The 17,886-nt window shown below is 67.2% G+C and carries 18 protein-coding genes; 12 read left to right on the top strand and 6 right to left on the bottom strand.

Translation table 11 applies throughout. The features are described from left to right. The first annotated feature begins 2 nt into the window (after positions 1 to 2). The gene (locus EPN29_10835) at positions 3 to 659 is read left to right on the top strand and encodes a response regulator transcription factor (protein TAN31707.1); all 657 of its coding nucleotides are present in this window, start codon (positions 3 to 5) and stop codon (positions 657 to 659) included. On the opposite strand, the gene EPN29_10830 is transcribed toward EPN29_10835, so the two are convergent. The 5 genes from EPN29_10830 to EPN29_10810 all read right to left on the bottom strand — a co-directional run bounded on the left by EPN29_10830 (position 656) and on the right by EPN29_10810 (position 4,996). After that, the gene (locus EPN29_10830; GenBank protein TAN31706.1) at positions 656 to 1,135 is read right to left on the bottom strand and encodes a hypothetical protein; all 480 of its coding nucleotides are present in this window, start codon (positions 1,133 to 1,135) and stop codon (positions 656 to 658) included. The two genes, EPN29_10835 and EPN29_10830, sit on opposite strands and share 4 nt — an antisense overlap. An 86-nt stretch (positions 1,136 to 1,221) precedes the next feature. Next, a complete protein-coding gene (locus tag EPN29_10825; protein ID TAN31705.1) occupies positions 1,222 to 1,986 on the bottom strand; it encodes a succinate dehydrogenase/fumarate reductase iron-sulfur subunit in 765 nt (254 codons plus the stop codon). Continuing rightward, positions 1,987 to 3,753, bottom strand: a complete 1,767-nt coding sequence (locus EPN29_10820; GenBank protein TAN31992.1) for an FAD-binding protein — start codon at positions 3,751 to 3,753, stop codon at positions 1,987 to 1,989. Then, on the bottom strand, positions 3,750 to 4,469 hold the full coding sequence (locus EPN29_10815; GenBank protein ID TAN31991.1) for a succinate dehydrogenase: 720 nt from the start codon (positions 4,467 to 4,469) through the stop codon (positions 3,750 to 3,752). Before EPN29_10815 ends, EPN29_10820 begins: the two co-directional genes overlap by 4 nt. Before the next feature lie 245 nt (positions 4,470 to 4,714). Beyond that, positions 4,715 to 4,996, bottom strand: a complete 282-nt coding sequence (locus EPN29_10810; GenBank protein ID TAN31704.1) for a hypothetical protein — start codon at positions 4,994 to 4,996, stop codon at positions 4,715 to 4,717. 747 nt (positions 4,997 to 5,743) lie between these two features. Between EPN29_10810 and EPN29_10805 the strand changes: the two genes are divergently transcribed. The 7 genes from EPN29_10805 to EPN29_10775 all read left to right on the top strand — a co-directional run bounded on the left by EPN29_10805 (position 5,744) and on the right by EPN29_10775 (position 14,327). Beyond that, positions 5,744 to 6,391 carry a cytochrome B6 gene (locus EPN29_10805; GenBank protein TAN31703.1) on the top strand — a complete coding sequence of 216 codons (648 nt, stop codon included), beginning with the start codon at positions 5,744 to 5,746 and terminating at the stop codon, positions 6,389 to 6,391. Between the two features lie 44 nt (positions 6,392 to 6,435). Further along, entirely contained in the window at positions 6,436 to 7,371 is a 936-nt protein-coding gene (locus tag EPN29_10800) for a hypothetical protein (GenBank protein ID TAN31990.1), read from the top strand. 144 nt (positions 7,372 to 7,515) lie between these two features. Then, on the top strand, positions 7,516 to 11,175 hold the full coding sequence (locus EPN29_10795; GenBank protein TAN31702.1) for a nitrate reductase subunit alpha: 3,660 nt from the start codon (positions 7,516 to 7,518) through the stop codon (positions 11,173 to 11,175). After that, positions 11,175 to 12,728, top strand: a complete 1,554-nt coding sequence (gene narH / locus EPN29_10790) for a nitrate reductase subunit beta (GenBank protein TAN31701.1) — start codon at positions 11,175 to 11,177, stop codon at positions 12,726 to 12,728. Before EPN29_10795 ends, narH begins: the two co-directional genes overlap by 1 nt. Further along, complete coding sequence (gene narJ, locus EPN29_10785; protein TAN31700.1) at positions 12,725 to 13,366, top strand: nitrate reductase molybdenum cofactor assembly chaperone; 642 nt, start codon at positions 12,725 to 12,727, stop codon at positions 13,364 to 13,366. Before narH ends, narJ begins: the two co-directional genes overlap by 4 nt. Beyond that, complete coding sequence (gene narI, locus EPN29_10780; GenBank protein ID TAN31699.1) at positions 13,363 to 14,058, top strand: respiratory nitrate reductase subunit gamma; 696 nt, start codon at positions 13,363 to 13,365, stop codon at positions 14,056 to 14,058. The genes narJ and narI overlap by 4 nt, the downstream gene beginning before the upstream one ends. Continuing rightward, positions 14,055 to 14,327, top strand: coding sequence for a hypothetical protein (locus tag EPN29_10775; protein TAN31698.1), 273 nt, complete (start codon positions 14,055 to 14,057; stop codon positions 14,325 to 14,327). The genes narI and EPN29_10775 overlap by 4 nt, the downstream gene beginning before the upstream one ends. A 16-nt stretch (positions 14,328 to 14,343) precedes the next feature. On the opposite strand, the gene EPN29_10770 is transcribed toward EPN29_10775, so the two are convergent. Further along, a complete protein-coding gene (locus EPN29_10770; GenBank protein ID TAN31697.1) occupies positions 14,344 to 15,159 on the bottom strand; it encodes an ArsR family transcriptional regulator in 816 nt (271 codons plus the stop codon). On the opposite strand from EPN29_10770, the gene EPN29_10765 reads away from it, so the two are divergent. The 4 genes from EPN29_10765 to EPN29_10750 are packed head-to-tail and all read left to right on the top strand — an operon-like array spanning position 15,140 to position 17,883. Beyond that, the gene (locus EPN29_10765) at positions 15,140 to 16,435 is read left to right on the top strand and encodes a hypothetical protein (GenBank protein ID TAN31696.1); all 1,296 of its coding nucleotides are present in this window, start codon (positions 15,140 to 15,142) and stop codon (positions 16,433 to 16,435) included. The genes EPN29_10770 and EPN29_10765 overlap by 20 nt on opposite strands. 29 nt (positions 16,436 to 16,464) lie before the next feature. Then, positions 16,465 to 16,761: a DUF59 domain-containing protein gene (locus tag EPN29_10760; GenBank protein TAN31989.1), complete on the top strand. Its 297-nt coding sequence runs from the start codon at positions 16,465 to 16,467 to the stop codon at positions 16,759 to 16,761. A 17-nt stretch (positions 16,762 to 16,778) separates the two neighbouring features. Next, positions 16,779 to 17,003: a DUF2249 domain-containing protein gene (locus tag EPN29_10755; protein TAN31695.1), complete on the top strand. Its 225-nt coding sequence runs from the start codon at positions 16,779 to 16,781 to the stop codon at positions 17,001 to 17,003. 1 nt (position 17,004) lies between these two features. Beyond that, on the top strand, positions 17,005 to 17,883 hold the full coding sequence (locus tag EPN29_10750; GenBank protein ID TAN31694.1) for a hypothetical protein: 879 nt from the start codon (positions 17,005 to 17,007) through the stop codon (positions 17,881 to 17,883). The last annotated feature ends 3 nt before the right edge of the window (positions 17,884 to 17,886 follow it).

Genomic DNA, 17,886 nt, shown 5'->3' with positions numbered 1-17,886 from the left:
CGATGGCGTCGAATCGCATTCGCCTCCTGCTGGTGGACGATCACGAGGTCGTCCGAGATGGCGTCAAGGCGCTCATCGCCGCCCATGACGACCTTGCCGTCGTCGCCGAGGCCGCCTCGGTGCGTGAGGCGATCGAGCAGGCGGAAAGGACGAAGCCTGACGTGATCGTGATGGACGTCCGGCTGGCCGACGGCAGCGGGATCGAGGCCACGCGCGAGATCCGCGCTCGCCTCGAGAACACCCAGGTCCTGATGCTGACATCGTTCGCGGACGACGAGGCGCTGTTCGCCTCGATCATGGCGGGCGCCGCGGGTTACGTGCTCAAGCAAATCAGGGGCGGCGAGCTCATCCGGGCCATCCGCCAGGTGGGGGAGGGTAAGAGCCTTCTGGACCCGGAAGTCACGCGAACGGTGCTGGAGCGGCTCCGCAGGGGCAAGACCATGCGCGATGAGAAGCTGGCGCGCCTGTCGGCGCAGGAAGAGCGCATCCTCACCCTGATCGCGAAGGGTAGGACCAATGGGCAGATCGGCAAGGATCTGAAGCTCGCCGAAAAGACCGTCAAGAACTACGTCTCGACCATTCTGTCCAAGCTGGAGGTGGCGCGCCGGGCGGAGGCGGCGGCCTACCTGGCTCGGCATACGATGACGCCAGGCTCTTAGCCAGGCGGAGCGAGGCCCTCCGATGGCGAAGCCAGGCGGCACAGCGGCGTTTCGAGGCGCTTGGCGATCGACTCGGCCAGCTCTTGGACCGTGCCTTCCGCGACGTTGTGCATGAGCACCTCGTCCAGGTGCTCGCCGAAACGGCCGAGGGGCGGTTCATAGACGCCGCTGACCGTCAACCTCGTCACGTGCCGATCCAGCGGCGCCAGCTCGATCCTGCCCACGAGTGAAGGAAAGAGCCTCCACGGAAAGGTTGCACTCCAGCTGAGTGGGATGACCATCCGATCACCGGCGGTCACGGGGCCACCCAGGTCGACCGCGACCGTCTTGCGAAGGGGCAAGCCGGCGATCCACGGCCCGACTGGGGACCGGTTCTGATCGTCAAGGCGCGGGAACCATCTGCGGGGCCCGCCGGCCAGGACGGCGCTGCACACTTCCACCGGACGGCCGACGTGGACGGAGTGCTCAACGAACATGACCTGAGTATCCAGGCGTCGGGATCGGACGTCAGGTGCCGGAGGTCCCGGCGTCGCTGGGCCGAAGGGCCCACACAAGGCTCGGTTTACTCGCCAGCCTTGCGGTTCGCGCCCGAAAAGCGCTGGATCACCGAACGCACCGGATCGAAGTAGACGTCGTCCATGCGCTCCTTGAGCGGGATGATCGCGTTGTCGGTGATCTTGATGTGCTCGGGGCAGACCTCCTGGCAGCACTTCGTGATGTTGCAGTAGCCGACGCCGGCCTTGCCCTTGAGCAGCGGCCGGCGGTCGAGCACGTCCTTCGGGTGCATCTCCAGGCTTGCGATCCGGACCATGAAGCGCGGGCCGTAGTAGACGCCCTTCAGGTCGTGGCTGCGCAGCACGTGGCATACGTCCTGGCACAGGAAGCACTCGATGCATTTGCGAAACTCCAGCGAGCGTTCCACGTCCTTCTGCTGCATGCGCCACGGCTCGCTCCCGGAGGCGTCCTTCTCGGATGGAGTGAACGGAGGGATCTGCTTGTTGACCTCGTAGTTCCAGCTCACGTCGGTGACCAGGTCCTTGACCAACGGGAAGGCCTGCATCGGCCGGACCGTCACCTGGTCGCCGTACTCCGCGATCGGCGTCTTGCACATGAGACGTGGGAAGCCGTTGATCTCGGCCGAGCAGGAACCGCACTTGGCGGCTTTGCAGTTCCAGCGCACGGCCAGGTCCGCGGCCATGTTGGCCTGCACCCACAGCACCGCGTCGAGGACGACCATGCCCTCCCGTACCGGGACGCGATAGGAGACCAGCTCGCCACCGGCGGCGTCGCCGCGCCAGATCTTGAGGTCCAGGTTCGTGAGCTCCATCTACTCGGTCTCCTCGGGCGTATAGGTGGCGTAAGAGCGCTGCACGGCGTCGGCGAGATAAGCCGGCAGGGGTGGTTTCGGCTCGGCCTGGACGTGCATGCCGTGAGCTGTCTTCTCGACCACGAAGTTCACGGCGGCGAGCTTCTCGTCCGTCTTCGGAAAGTCGGAGCGGGCATGGGCGCCGCGGCTCTCCTTCCTTTCCAGGGCGGACCGCAGCAAAGCCTCGGCGTTGAGCAGCATCGACACCAGGTCATGCGCGGTGTGCCAGCCGGGGTTGAATGCCCGCGTCGTCGAACCTCCCGTCCCGCAGCTCTGGGCACGCGCACCGAGTTCCTCGATCTTCTCCAGGCCGGCTTGGAGGCCCGGCGCATCCCTGACGATCGGTGCGTGTTGCGTCATCACGTCCTGGATCTCCGCCTGCAGCTTGAACGGGCTCTCTCCGGCGGGGCGGTCGAAGGGCGCCATGAGGGCGGCGATCGCGCTCTCCACCTGCGCCGGGTCGATCTTCGCTTTCGCCGTCTTCGGATTCGCCTTGGCGGCGGCGGCGGCCGCGTCGCCGGCCCGCTTGCCGAAGACCAGGAGGTCGCTGAGGGAGTTCCCGCCCAGGCGGTTGGCTCCATGCAGCCCTGACGCGACCTCGCCGGCGGCAAACAACCCGGCGACCGTGGTGGCGCCGGTCTCGGGATTCACCCGCACGCCGCCCATCGCGTAGTGGATCGTCGGCGCCACCTCCATGGGTTGCTTGGTGATGTCGACCTTGGCCAGCTTGAGGAACTGCTCATACATCGAGGGGAGCTTGCTCTTGATGAACTCGGGCTTCTTGTGCGTGATGTCGAGGTACGCGCCACCGTGGGGAGTCCCCCGGCCGGCCCCGACCTCTGAGTTGATCGCGCGCGCGACGATGTCCCTGGACGACAGCTCCATGCGCTCGTGGTCGTAGCGCTCCATGAAACGTTCCCCGTCCTTGTTGCGCAGCACGCCGCCTTCGCCGCGCACGCCCTCGGTGACGAGGATGCCTCGCACCCCGGCCGGCCAGACCATCCCGGTCGGATGGAACTGGACCATCTCCATGTCGCGCAGCTGCGCGCCCGCTTCGTAAGCGAGGGCGGTACCATCACCCGTGCTCTCCCACGAGTTGGACGTGACGCGGTACATCTTGCCCGCGCCGCCGCTTGCCAAAAGGAGCGCCGCGCAGCGGTACTGAATCAGCGAGCCGTCTGCTCGCCTGTAAGCGAGCGCCCCGGTCACGCGCCCGTCGGACGTCAGGAGCTTGAACACGTTTGTCTCCATGTGGACGTCCACTCCGCTGGTGTGCACCGCGCGGTCCTGGAGGGTGCGGATCAGCTCCAGCCCGGTTCGGTCGCCGATGTGGGCGAGGCGTGGATAGGTATGGGCGCCAAACGGTCGCTGGTGTATGCGGCCCTGCCAGGTACGATCGAAAAGGGCGCCCCAGCGCTCGAGCTCGATCACCCTCTCCGGTGACTCTTTGGCGTGGAGTTCGGCCATCCGCCAGTCGTTGATGAGCTTGCCGCCCTTCATCGTGTCCGCGAAGTGAACTTCCCAGGTGTCCTGGTAGGCCACGTTGTGCAGGGCCGCGGCGACGCCGCCTTCGGCCATGACCGTGTGCGCTTTGCCGAGCAGCGACTTGCACACGACCAGCACGCGCGCGCCCGCCTCCGCGGCGGCGATTGCGCCTCGCAGGCCGGCGCCGCCCGCGCCCAAGACGAGGACGTCGGTCTCGACTGTCTCGTAGTTGCTCGAGCTCAGGCGATCCACCTCGGGTCGTGCAGCACTCCCGACAGCAGGAGCCGGATGTAGATGTCGGTCGCGGCGACTGAGAAAAGGCTCGCCCAGGCCCAGCGATCGTGCTTGATGTTGAGCACGGACACCCCCCGCCACAGCCGGTGGCGGGCGCGAGCCGCCGCTGTGCAGGAGAAGCAATCGAGCTCGCCACCGGCCAGATGGCGGAATGCATGGCAGCCGAAGGTGTATGCGGACAGCAGGAGGACGTTGGCTAGCATCAGCAGGCTGCCGAAGCCGATCCCAAAGCGTCCGCCGAAGTCGAAGGCGAAGATGGCGTCGAACCACAGGAACGCGACCTGCACGACCGTCGCGTAGAAGGCGAAGCGATGCAGGTTGTTGAAGACCCATGGAAACGCGGTCTCACCGCGATAGCGCCGGCCGTTCGGCTCGGGCACCGCGCACGAGCGGGGATGTCCGAAGAATGATCGGAAGTAGGCCTTGCGGTAGTAGTAGCAGGTGAGCCGGAAGGCCAGCGGCGCCCACGCCACCCAGATGCCCGGCGGGATGGGACCGACCTTGATCAGGGGGGAGTAGAACGGGCTGAGGTATGGCGCGTAGTAGCCGTTCGTCTGGAGGAAAACGACCCAGATGGCGAAGATGCCGAACAGGCTGAGCGCGACCACGACGAAGGCGGGATAGAGCCAGTTGGGCAGGACGCTGTACGGGTTGCGGACCGCCAAACGGTCCACGCGAGCCTGGTCAGCGGTTGGTGAAGACAGCGCCACGTCGGGTCTTATCTAACTACGAATCGCATGTGCGACGCCGGCCGCGCGCGGTGAACAGGGTGATTTACGCCCTGGGCGGAGGCGAGAAAATTGGTTGCCGCGGGCGGTCCGGCAAGGCAATTTGCGCAGCGGAGGCGCCGTATGCAAGCGGCGGCTCCGGCGGGCTGAGCCCGCCCGAGCCATGCCGTGCGGAAGAGCTGTCACGCCGCGATCTTATGCGCGGCCCTGACTGACTCGGGCTTGCGCCCGGCGATGAAAAGCTCGAAGACGAGGGCGCCGAGAACCGCCAGCGCCGCGATCAAGAGTCCGATGCCGGCATACGTCGTGTAGACGCCGATCGTCCACCATCCGTAAGCATTCAGCAGCATCGAGCGGAGCGTTTCGCCCTTGAAGAGGGTCGCCACCTGCCCCTGCAGCTTGGCGTTCGTCGGGTCGGCGCTGGCCTGTGTGCTGACCTGCGCATAGGTCTGGCCGCCCGCCACGCCTTGCAGGTGCCTTCCGATGAATCCGTTCGCGTAAGCCTGGCCTTGTCGCCGTTGTCCACCTGCTGCCCCGCGTACCGCTGCAGGTCGGGGAACTCGCTCGGGCTGAGCGCCGGGCTGCCCGCCCGCGGGAAGTCGATCTTCTGCGCGACGAGCTCGTCGTGCACCATGCCGGTCACGAAGCTGCCCTCGTAGAAAAGCCAGCCCGAGGCGGCCGCCAAGACGACGACCAGGATCGATTGAAGGATCACGATCCGCCACCGAATTGCCGCGTTCACGTCATTGCCTCCTTGACCAGCCCTCGATGAGGGATTTAACTGAGCTGTTGACGGCTCTTGATTGCAGTCAACTGGTCGGCCGGTCGCAAGACGACTGCCGTTGGGCCCTGCTGGCTTAGGGTCCGAAGGCCCGCTCGGTCGGGACTCTCGGCCCGCGTGCCGGCGGTTGGGGGACACCAGACTCGAGCCGATGCCCGCGACCAGCCGCGGCGATCACCTGCGCGTTCGTCGGTGCACGGCCAGGAGCCCCTGCCGGAAGGGGACCTCAGGCCCTAGTGATCCGACCGAGGGGGCGGTCCAATGACGTCGGGACTGTTGGAGAAGGAGACCGAGGCGATGGACTCACCGGCGACCTACCTGCATTGGGGCTTCATCCTCATCTCAATACCGAACCTGGTCGTGATCGGCACCATGATCGTGCTCTTCGCCATCGCGCTCGTGGCTCCCTTTCCGCATGGGGGCGACGGCGATGACTGAGACAGCCACACCGGCCGCGGTGGCCCGACCAGCCGCAACCTGGACGCTGAGGGTCCGCCGGGCCGTCGACCGGCTCCTGCCCACCGAACACCTGCTCCCCGACCGTCAGCCCTACTACGTCGGCTCGTGGGTCTATGTGTTCGGCGTGGTCACCATCGCCGCCCTCGTATGGGTCGTCGTCAGCGGCGTCGTGCTGTCGTTCATGGGACCGCAGTGGTGGCATGACTCAACGCTTGGGCGGTTCTTCAACAGCCTCCACTTCTGGTCGGTGCAGCTCTTCTTCATCTTCATGGTCCTGCACCTCTGGGGCCAGTACTTCATGGCCGGCTGGCGGCATGGACGCGCCGCGACCTGGATGATCGGCGTCGTCATCTTCGGCGTCAGCATCCTCACCGCCTTCACGGGTTATCTGTCGCAGCAGAACTTCGATTCGCAATTCATCGCTATCAACGCCAAGGATGCGATGAACGCCGCCGGGGCGGGCGCCTTCTTCAACGTCCTCAACTTCGGCCAGATGTACGGCCTGCACGTGATGCTGCTCCCGATCGGAGTCACGTCCCTGGTCGCCGTCCACATCGTCATGGTGCGCATGCGCGGAGTCGTGAAACCGATCGACGCCGAAGGGGGGGCTCGGCCATGAAGGCCATGGCGACGACGCAGGACGAGTACTACCGAGGCGTCCGGATGGTCCCCTACGACCTGGTCAAGGAGCTGGTCCTGGCGCTGGCCGGCATCGGCGTGATCGCGCTCGTGCTCGCGGCTGCGCTCTCGTCGCCGGACGTCCCCCCGGTCACCATCGCAAGCTGGGCGCAGGGCGACGCGGTGGACTTCGTTACCACCGCCGCCAACGAGCTCGCCGGCTCGACCACGAGCGCCGGGTACGGCGCTCCTTACAACACCGCGGGTCCCGGCCAGAGCTGGGGGCCGATCGCACCCCAAGAATGGTTGGGCGCGCGCATCCCGATCGATCCGGCCGACAGCTTCGTGATCCAGCCACTCCAACGTGCGAGCTTCAGCAACACCGCTCTGGGCACCGCCTTGAGCCAATGGCGGGCTGCGACCGCGGACCAGCGGGGCAACTGGCTTGACGCCTATACCAAGGCGCTCCCCAAGGCCGCCGTCACGGACGGCACGGTGGTCGTCGCCGATGGCGACTACGGACCGCTGCCGCTGATGATGTCCGACCTGCTCGGCGTCGGGCAGGCGGGCGGCCTCGACGGCCTGCTTCTGATCAACGGCCGCTTCTACCAGACCGACTACACGCAGGGGCTGCTCTTCATGGGCGATGGCGGCTACCTGGCCGGCCTGGCGCAGCAGGCGAATCTGACCGGCAGCCTGTGGGGCATGATGAACGAGACCGGCCGCTACCCCGGCCAGACATGGCTGTGGCTGTACACGATGTGGTACCAGGTGGCGCCGTTCACCAGCACGAGCGGCCTCCTCGGCCTCAACGCCGCGAACGCGGACCTCGGAATCATCATCCTGATGACGGCGCTGACGATCGCGCTGGCGCTGGTGCCATTCATCCCGATCCTTCGTGACCTCCCGCGCTGGCTGCCCGTCCACAGGCTGATCTGGCGGCGGTACTACGCGCCCAAGCGAGCCGCCATCCGCCCCTGAGAACACCGGCGAACGCTCGGCGCCCGACGTCCCGGCGACTTTCGGGCGTGGATCCATGCGCTCCGCGCTGGCGGCCCATCCAAGCGAGCTTTAACCTGGAAAGACAGGTCTCGGTTCGAGTCACTTTTACCTGGAGGAAGAGCAATGCCTGATGTGAAGAACCCGCTCCTGAAGGCGCATCAGTTCTTCCGCCAGGGACCGGCTTCGGCCGAGGGCTGGAGTCAGCTGGTCGCCAAGGATCGGGAGTGGGAGTCCTTCTATCGAGACCGCTGGCAGCACGACAAAGTCGTGCGCTCGACACATGGCGTCAACTGCACCGGCTCCTGCTCCTGGAACGTCTACGTCAAAGACGGCATCATCACCTGGGAGTCGCAGGCGGTCGACTACCCCTCAACCGGGCCCGACATGCCCGAATACGAACCCCGGGGCTGCCCTCGCGGCGCGTCCTTCTCCTGGTACACCTACTCCCCGCTCAGGGTGAAATACCCCTACGTCCGCGGCAGCCTGCTCGGCATGTACCGGGAGGCGCTGGCCCGGCACGAAGACCCCGTTGCCGCCTGGGCCGAGATCGTCGAGGATCCCGAGAAGGCTCGGCTCTACAAGTCGCAGCGAGGCAAGGGCGGATTCGTTCGCGCGAGCTGGTCGGAAGCGGCGGACATGATCGCCGCCGCGCACGTGCACACGATCAAGAAGTACGGTCCCGATCGGGTGCTCGGCTTCTCGCCGATCCCCGCCATGTCCCAGGTGTCCTACGCCGCCGGCACCCGATTCCTCTCTCTCATCGGCGGGGTGATCCTGAGTTTTTACGACTGGTACGCGGACCTCCCGCCCGCCTCGCCCCAGGCCTTTGGCGACCAGACCGACGTACCGGAGTCGGCGGACTGGTGGAACGCGGGCTATCTCATCATCTGGGGCACCAACCTGCCGATCACTCGCACGCCGGACGCGCACTTCATGACCGAGGCGCGCTACCGAGGCCAGAAGGTGGTGGTGGTGTCGCCGGATTACTCCGACCACACCAAGTTCGCCGATCACTGGCTGCCCGCCCAACCGGGCACGGACGCCGCGCTCGGGATGGCCATGGGCCACGTGATCCTCAAGGAGTTCTACGTCGACCGGGAGGTCCCCTACTTCCAGGAGTACGCCCGGCGCTTCACCGACCTGCCGATGCTGGTCACGCTGCGGGAGCGGGAAGGGGCGTACGTGCCGGATCGCTTCCTGCGCGGCTCCGATCTCGCCGCTGCGGAGGACAACGGAGATTGGAAAACCGTCGTCTTCGACGAGGCGACCGAAGCGCCCGCGGTGCCCAAGGGCTCGGTCGGGCATCGTTATGGCACCGAGGCGGGGAAGTGGAACCTCGACCTCGAGGCGATCCAGCCCGCACTGAGCCTCTACGGCCGGCGGCAGGACTCGGTCGCGGTCGACCTGCCTCGCTTCGACATCGGCGTGACCGAGGGCGGGAGCAGCCTGCGACGGGGTGTGCCCGCGCTGCGGATCGGCGCTCACCTGGTGACCACGGTTTTCGACCTGCTGCTGGCCCAGTACGGCGTGGCGCGAGACGGGCTGCCCGGAGATTGGCCGAAGGGCTACGAAGACCCCGAGCCCTACACCCCGGCGTGGCAGGCGGAGATCACGTCAGTCGAGGCGCAGCTGGCAACCCGAATCGCTCGGGAGTTCGCGCGCAACGCGGAGCTCACGCGCGGCCGCTCCATGATCTGCATGGGCGCCGGGACCAACCACTGGTATCACTCGGACCTCATCTATCGCACCTTCTTGAGCTTGCTCATGCTCTGCGGCTGCGAGGGGGTGAATGGCGGCGGCTGGGCGCATTACGTCGGCCAGGAGAAGGTGCGGCCGCTCACCGGCTGGCAGACGATGGCCTTCGCCCTGGACTGGACCAGGCCCCCGCGCCAGCAGGCATCGACTCCGTTCTTCTACATGGTCACCGACCAGTGGCGCTACGAGGCCTTCAACGCCGATGAGCTAGCCTCGCCGCTCGGCCGCGGCCTCTTCCGCGGGCGTCAGTTCGCGGACTGTTACTCGCTGGCCGGAAGGCTGGGTTGGACCCCGTCATTTCCGAGCTTCGACCGCAATCCGCTGAAGATCGTGGAGGAGGCCCAGCGCGCCGGCGTCGAGGCCAAGGACTTCGTCGTCCGGGAGCTCCAGGCGGGGAGGCTGCGCTCGGCGACCGAGGACCCTGACGCACCCGAGAACTGGCCGCGCGTGCTCACCGTGTGGCGCTCGAATCTGCTCGGCTCCTCGGGGAAGGGTCACGAGTACTTCCTGAAGCACCTGCTCGGCACCATCGATCCCGCCGTCCGAGCCGACGAGACCGCGCCCGAGCTGCGGCCGGAGGAGGTGGTCTGGCGGGAGCAGGCGCCCGCCGGCAAGCTCGACCTGATGACGACCATCGACTTCCGGATGACGTCCAACTGCCTGTTCTCAGACGTGGTCCTGCCGGCCGCGACCTGGTACGAGAAGTACGACCTTTCGTCCACCGACATGCACCCCTTCGTGCACGCCTTCAACCAGGCGATCCCGCCGCCCTGGGAGACCAAGACCGACTGGGACGCCTTCAACCACATCGCCGACGCCTTCTCGCGGCTGGCCGCCGAACATCTTGGCGTCCGCCAGGACCTGATCGCTGCCCCGCTCCTTCACGACACGCCCGATGAGATCGCTCAGCCGCTGGGGCGAGTCCTCGACTGGAAGAAGGGCGAGTGCGATCCCGTCCCCGGGAAGACGATGCCCAAGCTGATCGTCGTCGAGCGTGATTACGGGGCGGTCGCCGCCAAGATGCGCTCGCTGGGCCCGCTCCTGGAGTCGCTGGGCAACCAGGTCAAGGGGGCGAGCTGGAAGCCCATCGAGGAGATCGAGTACCTGGCGCACAAAAATGGCGTCGTCCGCGGTGGTGTGGCCGACGGACGTCCCCGGTTCGATCGGGCCGAGCAGGTGGCGGACGCGATCCTCGTCCTCTCCGGCACCACCAACGGCAGGCTGGCCGTCGAAGGTTTCCGTTCGTTGGAGAAGACGACCGGCCTGGTGCTCACCGACCTCGCCGCGCCTCGAGAAGGGGATCGAATCACCTTCCAGGACGCGCAGGTCCAGCCGCGCACCGTCATCACCTCCCCTGAGTGGTCCGGGATCGAGGCCCACGGCCGGCGCTACTCGCCCTTCACGATGAACGTCGAGAAGAACAAGCCCTGGCACACGTTGAGCGGGCGCCAGCACTTCTACGTCGACCACGAGTGGATGCTGGAATACGGCGAGAGCCTGCCCGTCTTCAAGCCACCCCTCAACTACCAGCGGCATTTCGGCGATCAGGGCACCGGCGACGCGGGCCGCCTGGAGGTGACGCTTCGCTACCTGACGCCCCACTCCAAGTGGTCGATCCACTCCGAGTACCAGGACAACCTGCACATGCTCACCCTCTTCCGCGGCGGGCCTGTGATGTGGCTGAGCCAGGAGGACGCGGCGTTGCTCGAGGTCCGCGACAACGACTGGATCGAGGCCTTCAACCGCAACGGTGTCGTCAGCTGCCGCGCCGTCGTCACCCACCGCATCCCGAAGGGAGTCTGTCTGATGTATCACGCCAAGGACCGCCATGTGAACGTTCCCCTGACCGAGCTTCGGGGCAACCGGGGAGGGACGGACAACTCCCTGACCCGCGTGGTCTGGAAGCCGACGCACCTCATCGGCGGCTATGCGCAGCTTTCGTTCGCCTTCAACTACTACGGCCCCACCGGGTCGCAGAGGGATGAGGTGACCGTGATCCGCAAGCGGCAGGCGGAGGTGGTGTTCTGATGCGGATCAAGGCCCAGATGGCGATGGTCATGAACCTCGACAAGTGCATCGGCTGCCACACCTGCAGCGTCACCTGCAAGCAGGTCTGGACCAACCGCCCCGGCACCGAGTACGTCTGGTTCAACAACGTCGAGACCAAGCCCGGGCTCGGCTACCCAAGGCGCTGGGAGGACAACGACAAGTGGCGCGGGGGCTGGGAGCTTGACAAGCACGGCCGGCTTCGCTTGAAGGCGGGGGGCCAGCTGCGCAAGCTGCTGACCATCTTCTGGAACCCGAACCTGCCGACGATGGACGATTTCTACGAACCCTGGACCTACGACTACGAGATGCTGACGACGGCTCCGCTCTCAGACCGGGACCCGGTGGCGAAGCCGCACAGCCAATTGACGGGAAAGCAGATGAGCGTGCGCTGGGGCCCCAACTGGGATGACGACCTGGCGGGAGCGCCCCAGAATGCGCCTGGGGACCCCGACCTCCGCGGCATCCAGGAGCACGTCAAGCTCGCCTACGAGCAGGCCTTCATGTTCTACCTGCCCCGCATCTGCGAGCACTGCCTGAATCCCTCCTGCGTCGCTTCGTGCCCTTCGGGGGCCATGTACAAGCGCAACGAGGACGGCATCGTCCTGGTCGACCAGGACAAGTGCCGCGGCTGGCGCTTCTGCGTGTCGGGCTGTCCCTACAAGAAGGTCTATTTCAACCACAAGACAGGCAAGGCCGAGAAGTGCACGCTCTGCTACCCGCGCATCGAGGCCGGGCTCCCCACCATCTGCTCGGAGACCTGTGTCGGCCGCATCCGCTACCTGGGCCTGGTCCTTTACGACGCCGACCGGGTGCTCGAGGCCGCTTCCACGCCCGACGAGAAGAAATTGCTGGACGCGCAGCTGTCCGTCTTCCTCGACCCGGAGGACCCGGCGGTTCGGGAGCAGGCCGGCAAAGACGGCATCCCCGACGATTGGATCGAACACGCTCGCCGCTCACCGGTTTACGCGCTCGCGATCCGCTATGGGGTGGCCCTTCCCCTTCACCCCGAGTATCGGACCCTTCCCATGGTCTGGTACGTGCCGCCGCTCTCCCCGGTCGTGAACGCGCTCGAGGGCGACGGCTTCGAAGCCAACCCGGACGACGTGTTCCCGGCCATCGACATGATGCGGATCCCTGTCGACTACCTGGCCAACCTGCTCGCGGCCGGCGACGCGGACCGCATCCGGTATGTGCTGAAGAGGCTGGCGGCGATGCGCACGTTCATGCGCAAGAAGCAGGTGCTCGATCAAGAGGACGCGGCGGCGGCCCAGGCGGTGGGCATGACCACGACCGACCTCGAGGACATGTACCGGTTGCTCGCGATCGCCAAGGCGGAGGATCGCTACGTCATTCCCCAGGCCCATACGGAGCTTGCTCAGAGGCTGGTCGAACAGCCCGGCACCTGCGGCCTGGACTTCGACGGCGGGCCCGGCAACTGCGGAGCCCTGCCGCGGCCCGCCAAGAGCCTCAACGAGAACTTCATGCTGACCAAGAGGCTTCCCGTCGTGGGGCCGGAGGGAGGCCGGCAATGAGGCCCACAGGCGGCCGCCGTCAGCCGCCCTACAAGCTGCTGTCGCTGCTGCTCCAGTATCCGGACGAGGAGATCTGCGGGGCCCGAGCTGAACTTGCCCAAGCGATCCGAGAGCTGCCTCGAGGTCCCGAACAGAAGGCTCTGGAACGCTTCTTCGCGCACTTCAGCGTGACCCCGGTTGATGAGCTGCGTCAGCAATACGTGGCGACCTTCGACCTGCAAAAGCGTTCCAGCCTGTACCTGACCTTCTACACCGAGGGCGACACCCGGAAACGGGGGATGGCGCTGCTCCGCCTCAAGCGCCTGTACGCGGCCGCCGGGTTTCGCCTGGGCGGCCGTGAGCTTCCGGACTACCTGCCGGTGATGCTCGAGTTCGCCGAGCTCGCGCCCGCCGGGCATGGGGCCCAGATCCTGGCCGAACACCGGACCGGGCTCGAGCTGCTGCGCATCCACCTGCGCGAATCGGAGAGTCCGTACGTGCACCTGATCGAGGGCGTTTGCGCCGGCCTTCCCGGTCTGGCCCTCCCGGAGCTGGAGTCCGTGCGCCGGCTGCTCCAGGAGGGCCCGCCCAACGAGGAGGTCGGGCTCCAGCCCTTTGCCCCGCCCGAGGTGATGCCCTCGATGGGGGCGCGGCGATGAGCGCCGCCGGGCTCTTCATCTGGGTGGTGCTCCCGTACGCCGCCATGGTCCTGTTCGTCGCCGGTCATGTCTGGCGCTACCGCCACGACCAGTTCGGGTGGACCAGCCGGTCCACGCAGCTGCTGGAGAGTCGCTGGCTCGCCTGGGGGAGCAACCTGTTTCATTACGGCGCCCTGGCCGCGATCGGAGGCCACTTCCTGGGCATCCTGATCCCTGCCCAGGTCACCGCCTTCATCGGCGTCTCCGAGGCCCGCTATCACGTGATCTCAGCCGGCGCCGGATCGCTGGCCGGCATCGCCTGCGTGGCCGGTCTTGTGATCCTTGTCGTGCGGCGCGCCTACTTCCCGCGTGTCCGGCGCACCACCACCGGCATCGATGTCGCGGTGTACGTCCTGCTGGCTCTGCTGATCGGGCTCGGGATGGCCGAGACCTTCTTCTACAACACACTCGGCGGGGGCTACGACTACCGGGCCACGGTGGGAGTCTGGTTCCGCGGGCTGTTCGTGCTTTCACCCCAGCCCCAGCTGATGGCCTCCGCCCCGTTCGTCTATCAGCTGCATGCCGCGTCCGCCTGGCTGCTCTACGCGCTGTGGCCCTTCAGCCGCCTGGTCCATGCCTGGAGCCTGCCCTTCCAGTACCTGGGCCGGCCTTACATCCTGTATCGCAGCCGCTACGCGGCAACGCGCAGATGAGTGGTGGGGAGCCGGGGCCGGAGCGGGTGCCGGGGGCCGGCGCCGAGGCCGAATCGGCAGGCCTTGACCTGTTGCTCAGGATCGTCCAGGAGGAGGTGCGATCCAAGGCTTGCCCGGCCTGTGCCGCTCCGCTGGCGGACTGCGAGATGAACCTGCGCGAGCCGGAGCTGGATCGGGTCGTGGTCGAGGTCGCATGCCGCTCATGCGAGCGAACGCTGCTCATGACCATCGCCCCGGACGGCGAGTCCGGCGTGGCAACGGTCCGCTGAGGTCCTCAGACGAGGCTCACGAGCTGGGAGCGGACGCCTTCCTTCTTGGGCTGGGAACACCTCGTCGTCCGTGCCGTGCGACTCGGCGCAGGCGCGCGATGCAAAGGGTGGGCTCGACGAACGGCTCCAGGCGCCAGGCCTGAAGTGGCGCACCCATCTCGGCGATCGCGCCCTTGAGCATCCCCAGGTGCACGGAGCAGACCACCTCCGGGTTGGACTCAGCGACCTGCCGGAACGGGCAGTGGTGGAGCAGGATCTTCCGCTCGTCACCTTGACCCGTGGACTCGGCCATGAAACCCAGCTCGGTGAAGAGCTGGGTCACCTTGCCCACAGCCTCGTCCGCTGAGATCTGCGCGAAGGGCTTCGACCTCTCGGTCAGATAGCTGCCCCAGGCGCGCCCCGCATCCTCGGCCACCGCCTGAGGCCGGTCCCCGCTGGCGACGTAGCTCGCCAGGATCTGGGCCAGCAAACGATAGCCACCCTCCTGGCCTTCCGGTGCATCCGCTGCCTCGTACAGGACGCGCGGGCGCCCGCGCCCGGCAGCCGGGGCGCTCACCGCCTTGACCAGGCGGGCCTCCATCAGCTGCTCGGTGTGCGAGCGGATGGTGTTGGGGTGGAGGCCCAGCCGGCGGCCGAGCTCACGGGAGTCCATCGGGCCGCCCGTCCGCAGCTCCTCCAGGATCCGGGACCGGCTCACGTCGGCAAGGGCCCTGTGGATCCTCAGAGCGGGGTCGGCCTGCACGGTTGAATTATACGACAGCCATAGTAAATAATAGAAACATGGTGAGTGTCGGGGGGAACGTATGCCAGGCGTGAGCGGAATCAAACCCAAGCGCTCACCCGAGCCGGATCTGCCCGGCCGCTACCTGGCCACGGGCCTGGGCGCCTTCCTCCTCTTCGCCGTCGGGGTGCCGCTTTTGGCCCCGGACCTGGTGCGCACCAATGACGAGCCCAGGGTCTTCGCCCTGACCCACGTCGCGGTGCTGGGCTGGATCACGATGACCATGTTCGGCGCCCTCTACCAACTGTTCCCGGTCGCCCTCGGCGGGACCGTCCGGTCGCCACGCCTGGGCCGCTGGAACTACTGGGTGCTGCTGGCCGGCGTCGCGGGGTTCGTGCCAAGCTTCTACCTGGACTGGACGCCAGGCGTCGCCCTGTTCGGGTGCCTGGTGGTCGGCGGCGTCCTCCACTTCGCCTTCCAGATGCTGCGCAGCTTCCCCTCCGTGCAGTACTGGCACCCCATGGCCTTTTACGTGCTGGCCGCATTGATCTGGCTGGTCGCGACCATCGGCTTCGGCTTGGTTTACGCGCTCAACTGGCATTTCCGGTGGTTCGACGTCAGCGATCCGATGCTGGCGGCCCACGTCCACATCGGCCTCGCCGGCTGGCTGGGGCTGACCCTGATGGGCGTCTCCTACAAGCTGACGGAGCTGTTCTCCCTCGCTCACGGTCGCGGCTGGATCCTCACGTTCGCGAACCTGGCGGCGTGGAACGTGGGGCTCCTGGGGCTCACCCTCAGCCTGCTGTTCGCGGCCGGTACACCGCTCGTAACCGGCTTCGCCGCTCTGCTCGCGGCCTCGGCCCTGCTTCACGTGCTGGATGTCGGGCTTCTGCTGCGAACCCGGCGGCGCCGGAAGCTCACCGTTGATCAGTGGCACGGATTCGCTTCGCTCGCCGCCCTTCTGGTGGCCGCGGCTCTCGGCGTGCTCCTGGCCTCGGGCCACATCCCCGGCCGCAACTGGGTGGTTGCCTACGGCTATGCGGCGCTGGCCGGCTGGTTCGGATTTGCCATTCTCGGCAAGTCCTACAGGATCCTGCCCTTTCTCAGCTGGCTCCACCGTTTCAGCGGCCTGGCCGGACAGAGGCCGGTGCCGCTCCTCCGCGAGCTCGTCGACGAGCGCCTGGCCTGGGTTTCGTTCTCGCTGCTGGTGGTCGGATTCGCCGCTGTGCTGAGCGGGTTGCTCGTCGGCGATGCCGTGGTCGTCCGTGGTGGCGGCATGGTCTATGCCGCCGGGGCGCTGGTCTTCGCCTTCAGCGCGGCCGGGTTGGTGCTTCCGCTCGCGCTGCGGCGGCGCCCGGCGGCGCCGGCGAACGGGGCGGCGGCATGAACGACGCTCGCATCCAGATCCTCGACGAGATGGTTGAAGCCGAGGCCTGGCAGCAGCTTGAAAACGTCTATGACCCTGAGCTGGGCGTCAACCTCGTCGACCTCGGCCTCGTCTACTCGCTGGCTGTGAAGGCGGGTGAGGTTCACGTGCGGATGACGCTCACCACCCCGGGCTGCCCGATGAGCGACAGCATGCCGGAGGCGGTCGAAAGGGCGCTCCTGATGATCCCGGGCGCCTGCAAGGTCGCCGTCGACCTGGTCTGGGAGCCCCGCTGGGTGCCCGAGATGATGTCCGAGCGCGCTCGTCGCGAGCTCGGTTGGATGTGATTGGAGGTGTGTTGGCGATGGCGACGTTGGATGTGCGGCCGTTGATGGCAGCCGGCAAGGAACCGTTTGACGCGATCATGGCAGCGGTCGGCGCCCTGGGTCCAGACGAGGAGCTCGAGCTCCTGGCCCCCCTTGACCCGGTGCCCCTGTATGCGGTCCTCGGCGCTCAAGGTTTCGGCCACGAGACCGAGGCCCTCGGTGGCGGAGAATTTCGCGTCGTCTTCCGCCGGGAGGTGGGCTGAGATGGCGGTCAAGCCGCCGCGTCCGCTGGTCGGCCGCGCCGCCGACCTCGCCGAGTTCTCGACCGCAGGCTTCGGCCGCCGGACGCTGGTCGAGACCCAGCGCCTGCGGGTGGTGGTGGCCGCGCTCGAAGACGGCCAGGAGATCCCGCTCCACGCGCCGGCGCTCGACCTGGTGATGGCGATCATGGAGGGGACCGGCCGGGTGACGGCGGGTGACACTGCTTTCTCCGTTCGCGGCGGAGACGTGGTCGTCGTCCCCGCGGGCGAGACCCGCGGCCTGCGAGCGACTGGCGGGCGGCTGGTCGCCGTCAACGTCGTCAGCCCGCCGCCCGGGTCTGGCGACCACGCCGCCTCGGCCTCCGCCTGGCCCGCCGACGAGGAGGCGCCTGACGTGGCCGCTCTCATCCTGGAGGAGCACGGCGGGCTCTTCGGCCGCCTGGAGGATCTGGGCCGCCTGGCCGCCGAGGTGCAGACGCTGGACGAAGCCGCTCGGCGCACGCGCCTGGCCGTCGCGCTCGAGTTCCTCCGTGACGGGCTGCTGCCGCATGCCAAGGAGGAGGAGCGCTCCGTCTACCCGGCCGTCGACAGGGTGCTGAGAGCCGTCGGCGGGGCGACCAAGACGATGACCATCGACCATCGCTTCATCACCGAGATGATCGACGAGCTCGAGGGCATCAGCCGGGGACCGTTCTCCGAGCCGGTTTGTGAGCAGACGTCGCGGCTGCTCTACGGCCTGCAGTCGCTGCTCAAGGCTCACTTCACCAAGGAGAACGAGGCCTACGCCCCGCTTTTGAACCGCCTCTCACCGGCCGAGCGGCGGGAGCTCCACGACCATCTCTCCGGCGGAGAGCACGGCCACCACCACCCCAAGGAGGTCTGAACC

It is taken from the genome of bacterium (genome assembly GCA_004299235.1).
Lineage (GTDB): Bacteria > Chloroflexota > Dormibacteria > Dormibacterales > Dormibacteraceae > SCQL01.
This window is presented reverse-complemented; position numbering and strand designations above follow the sequence as displayed.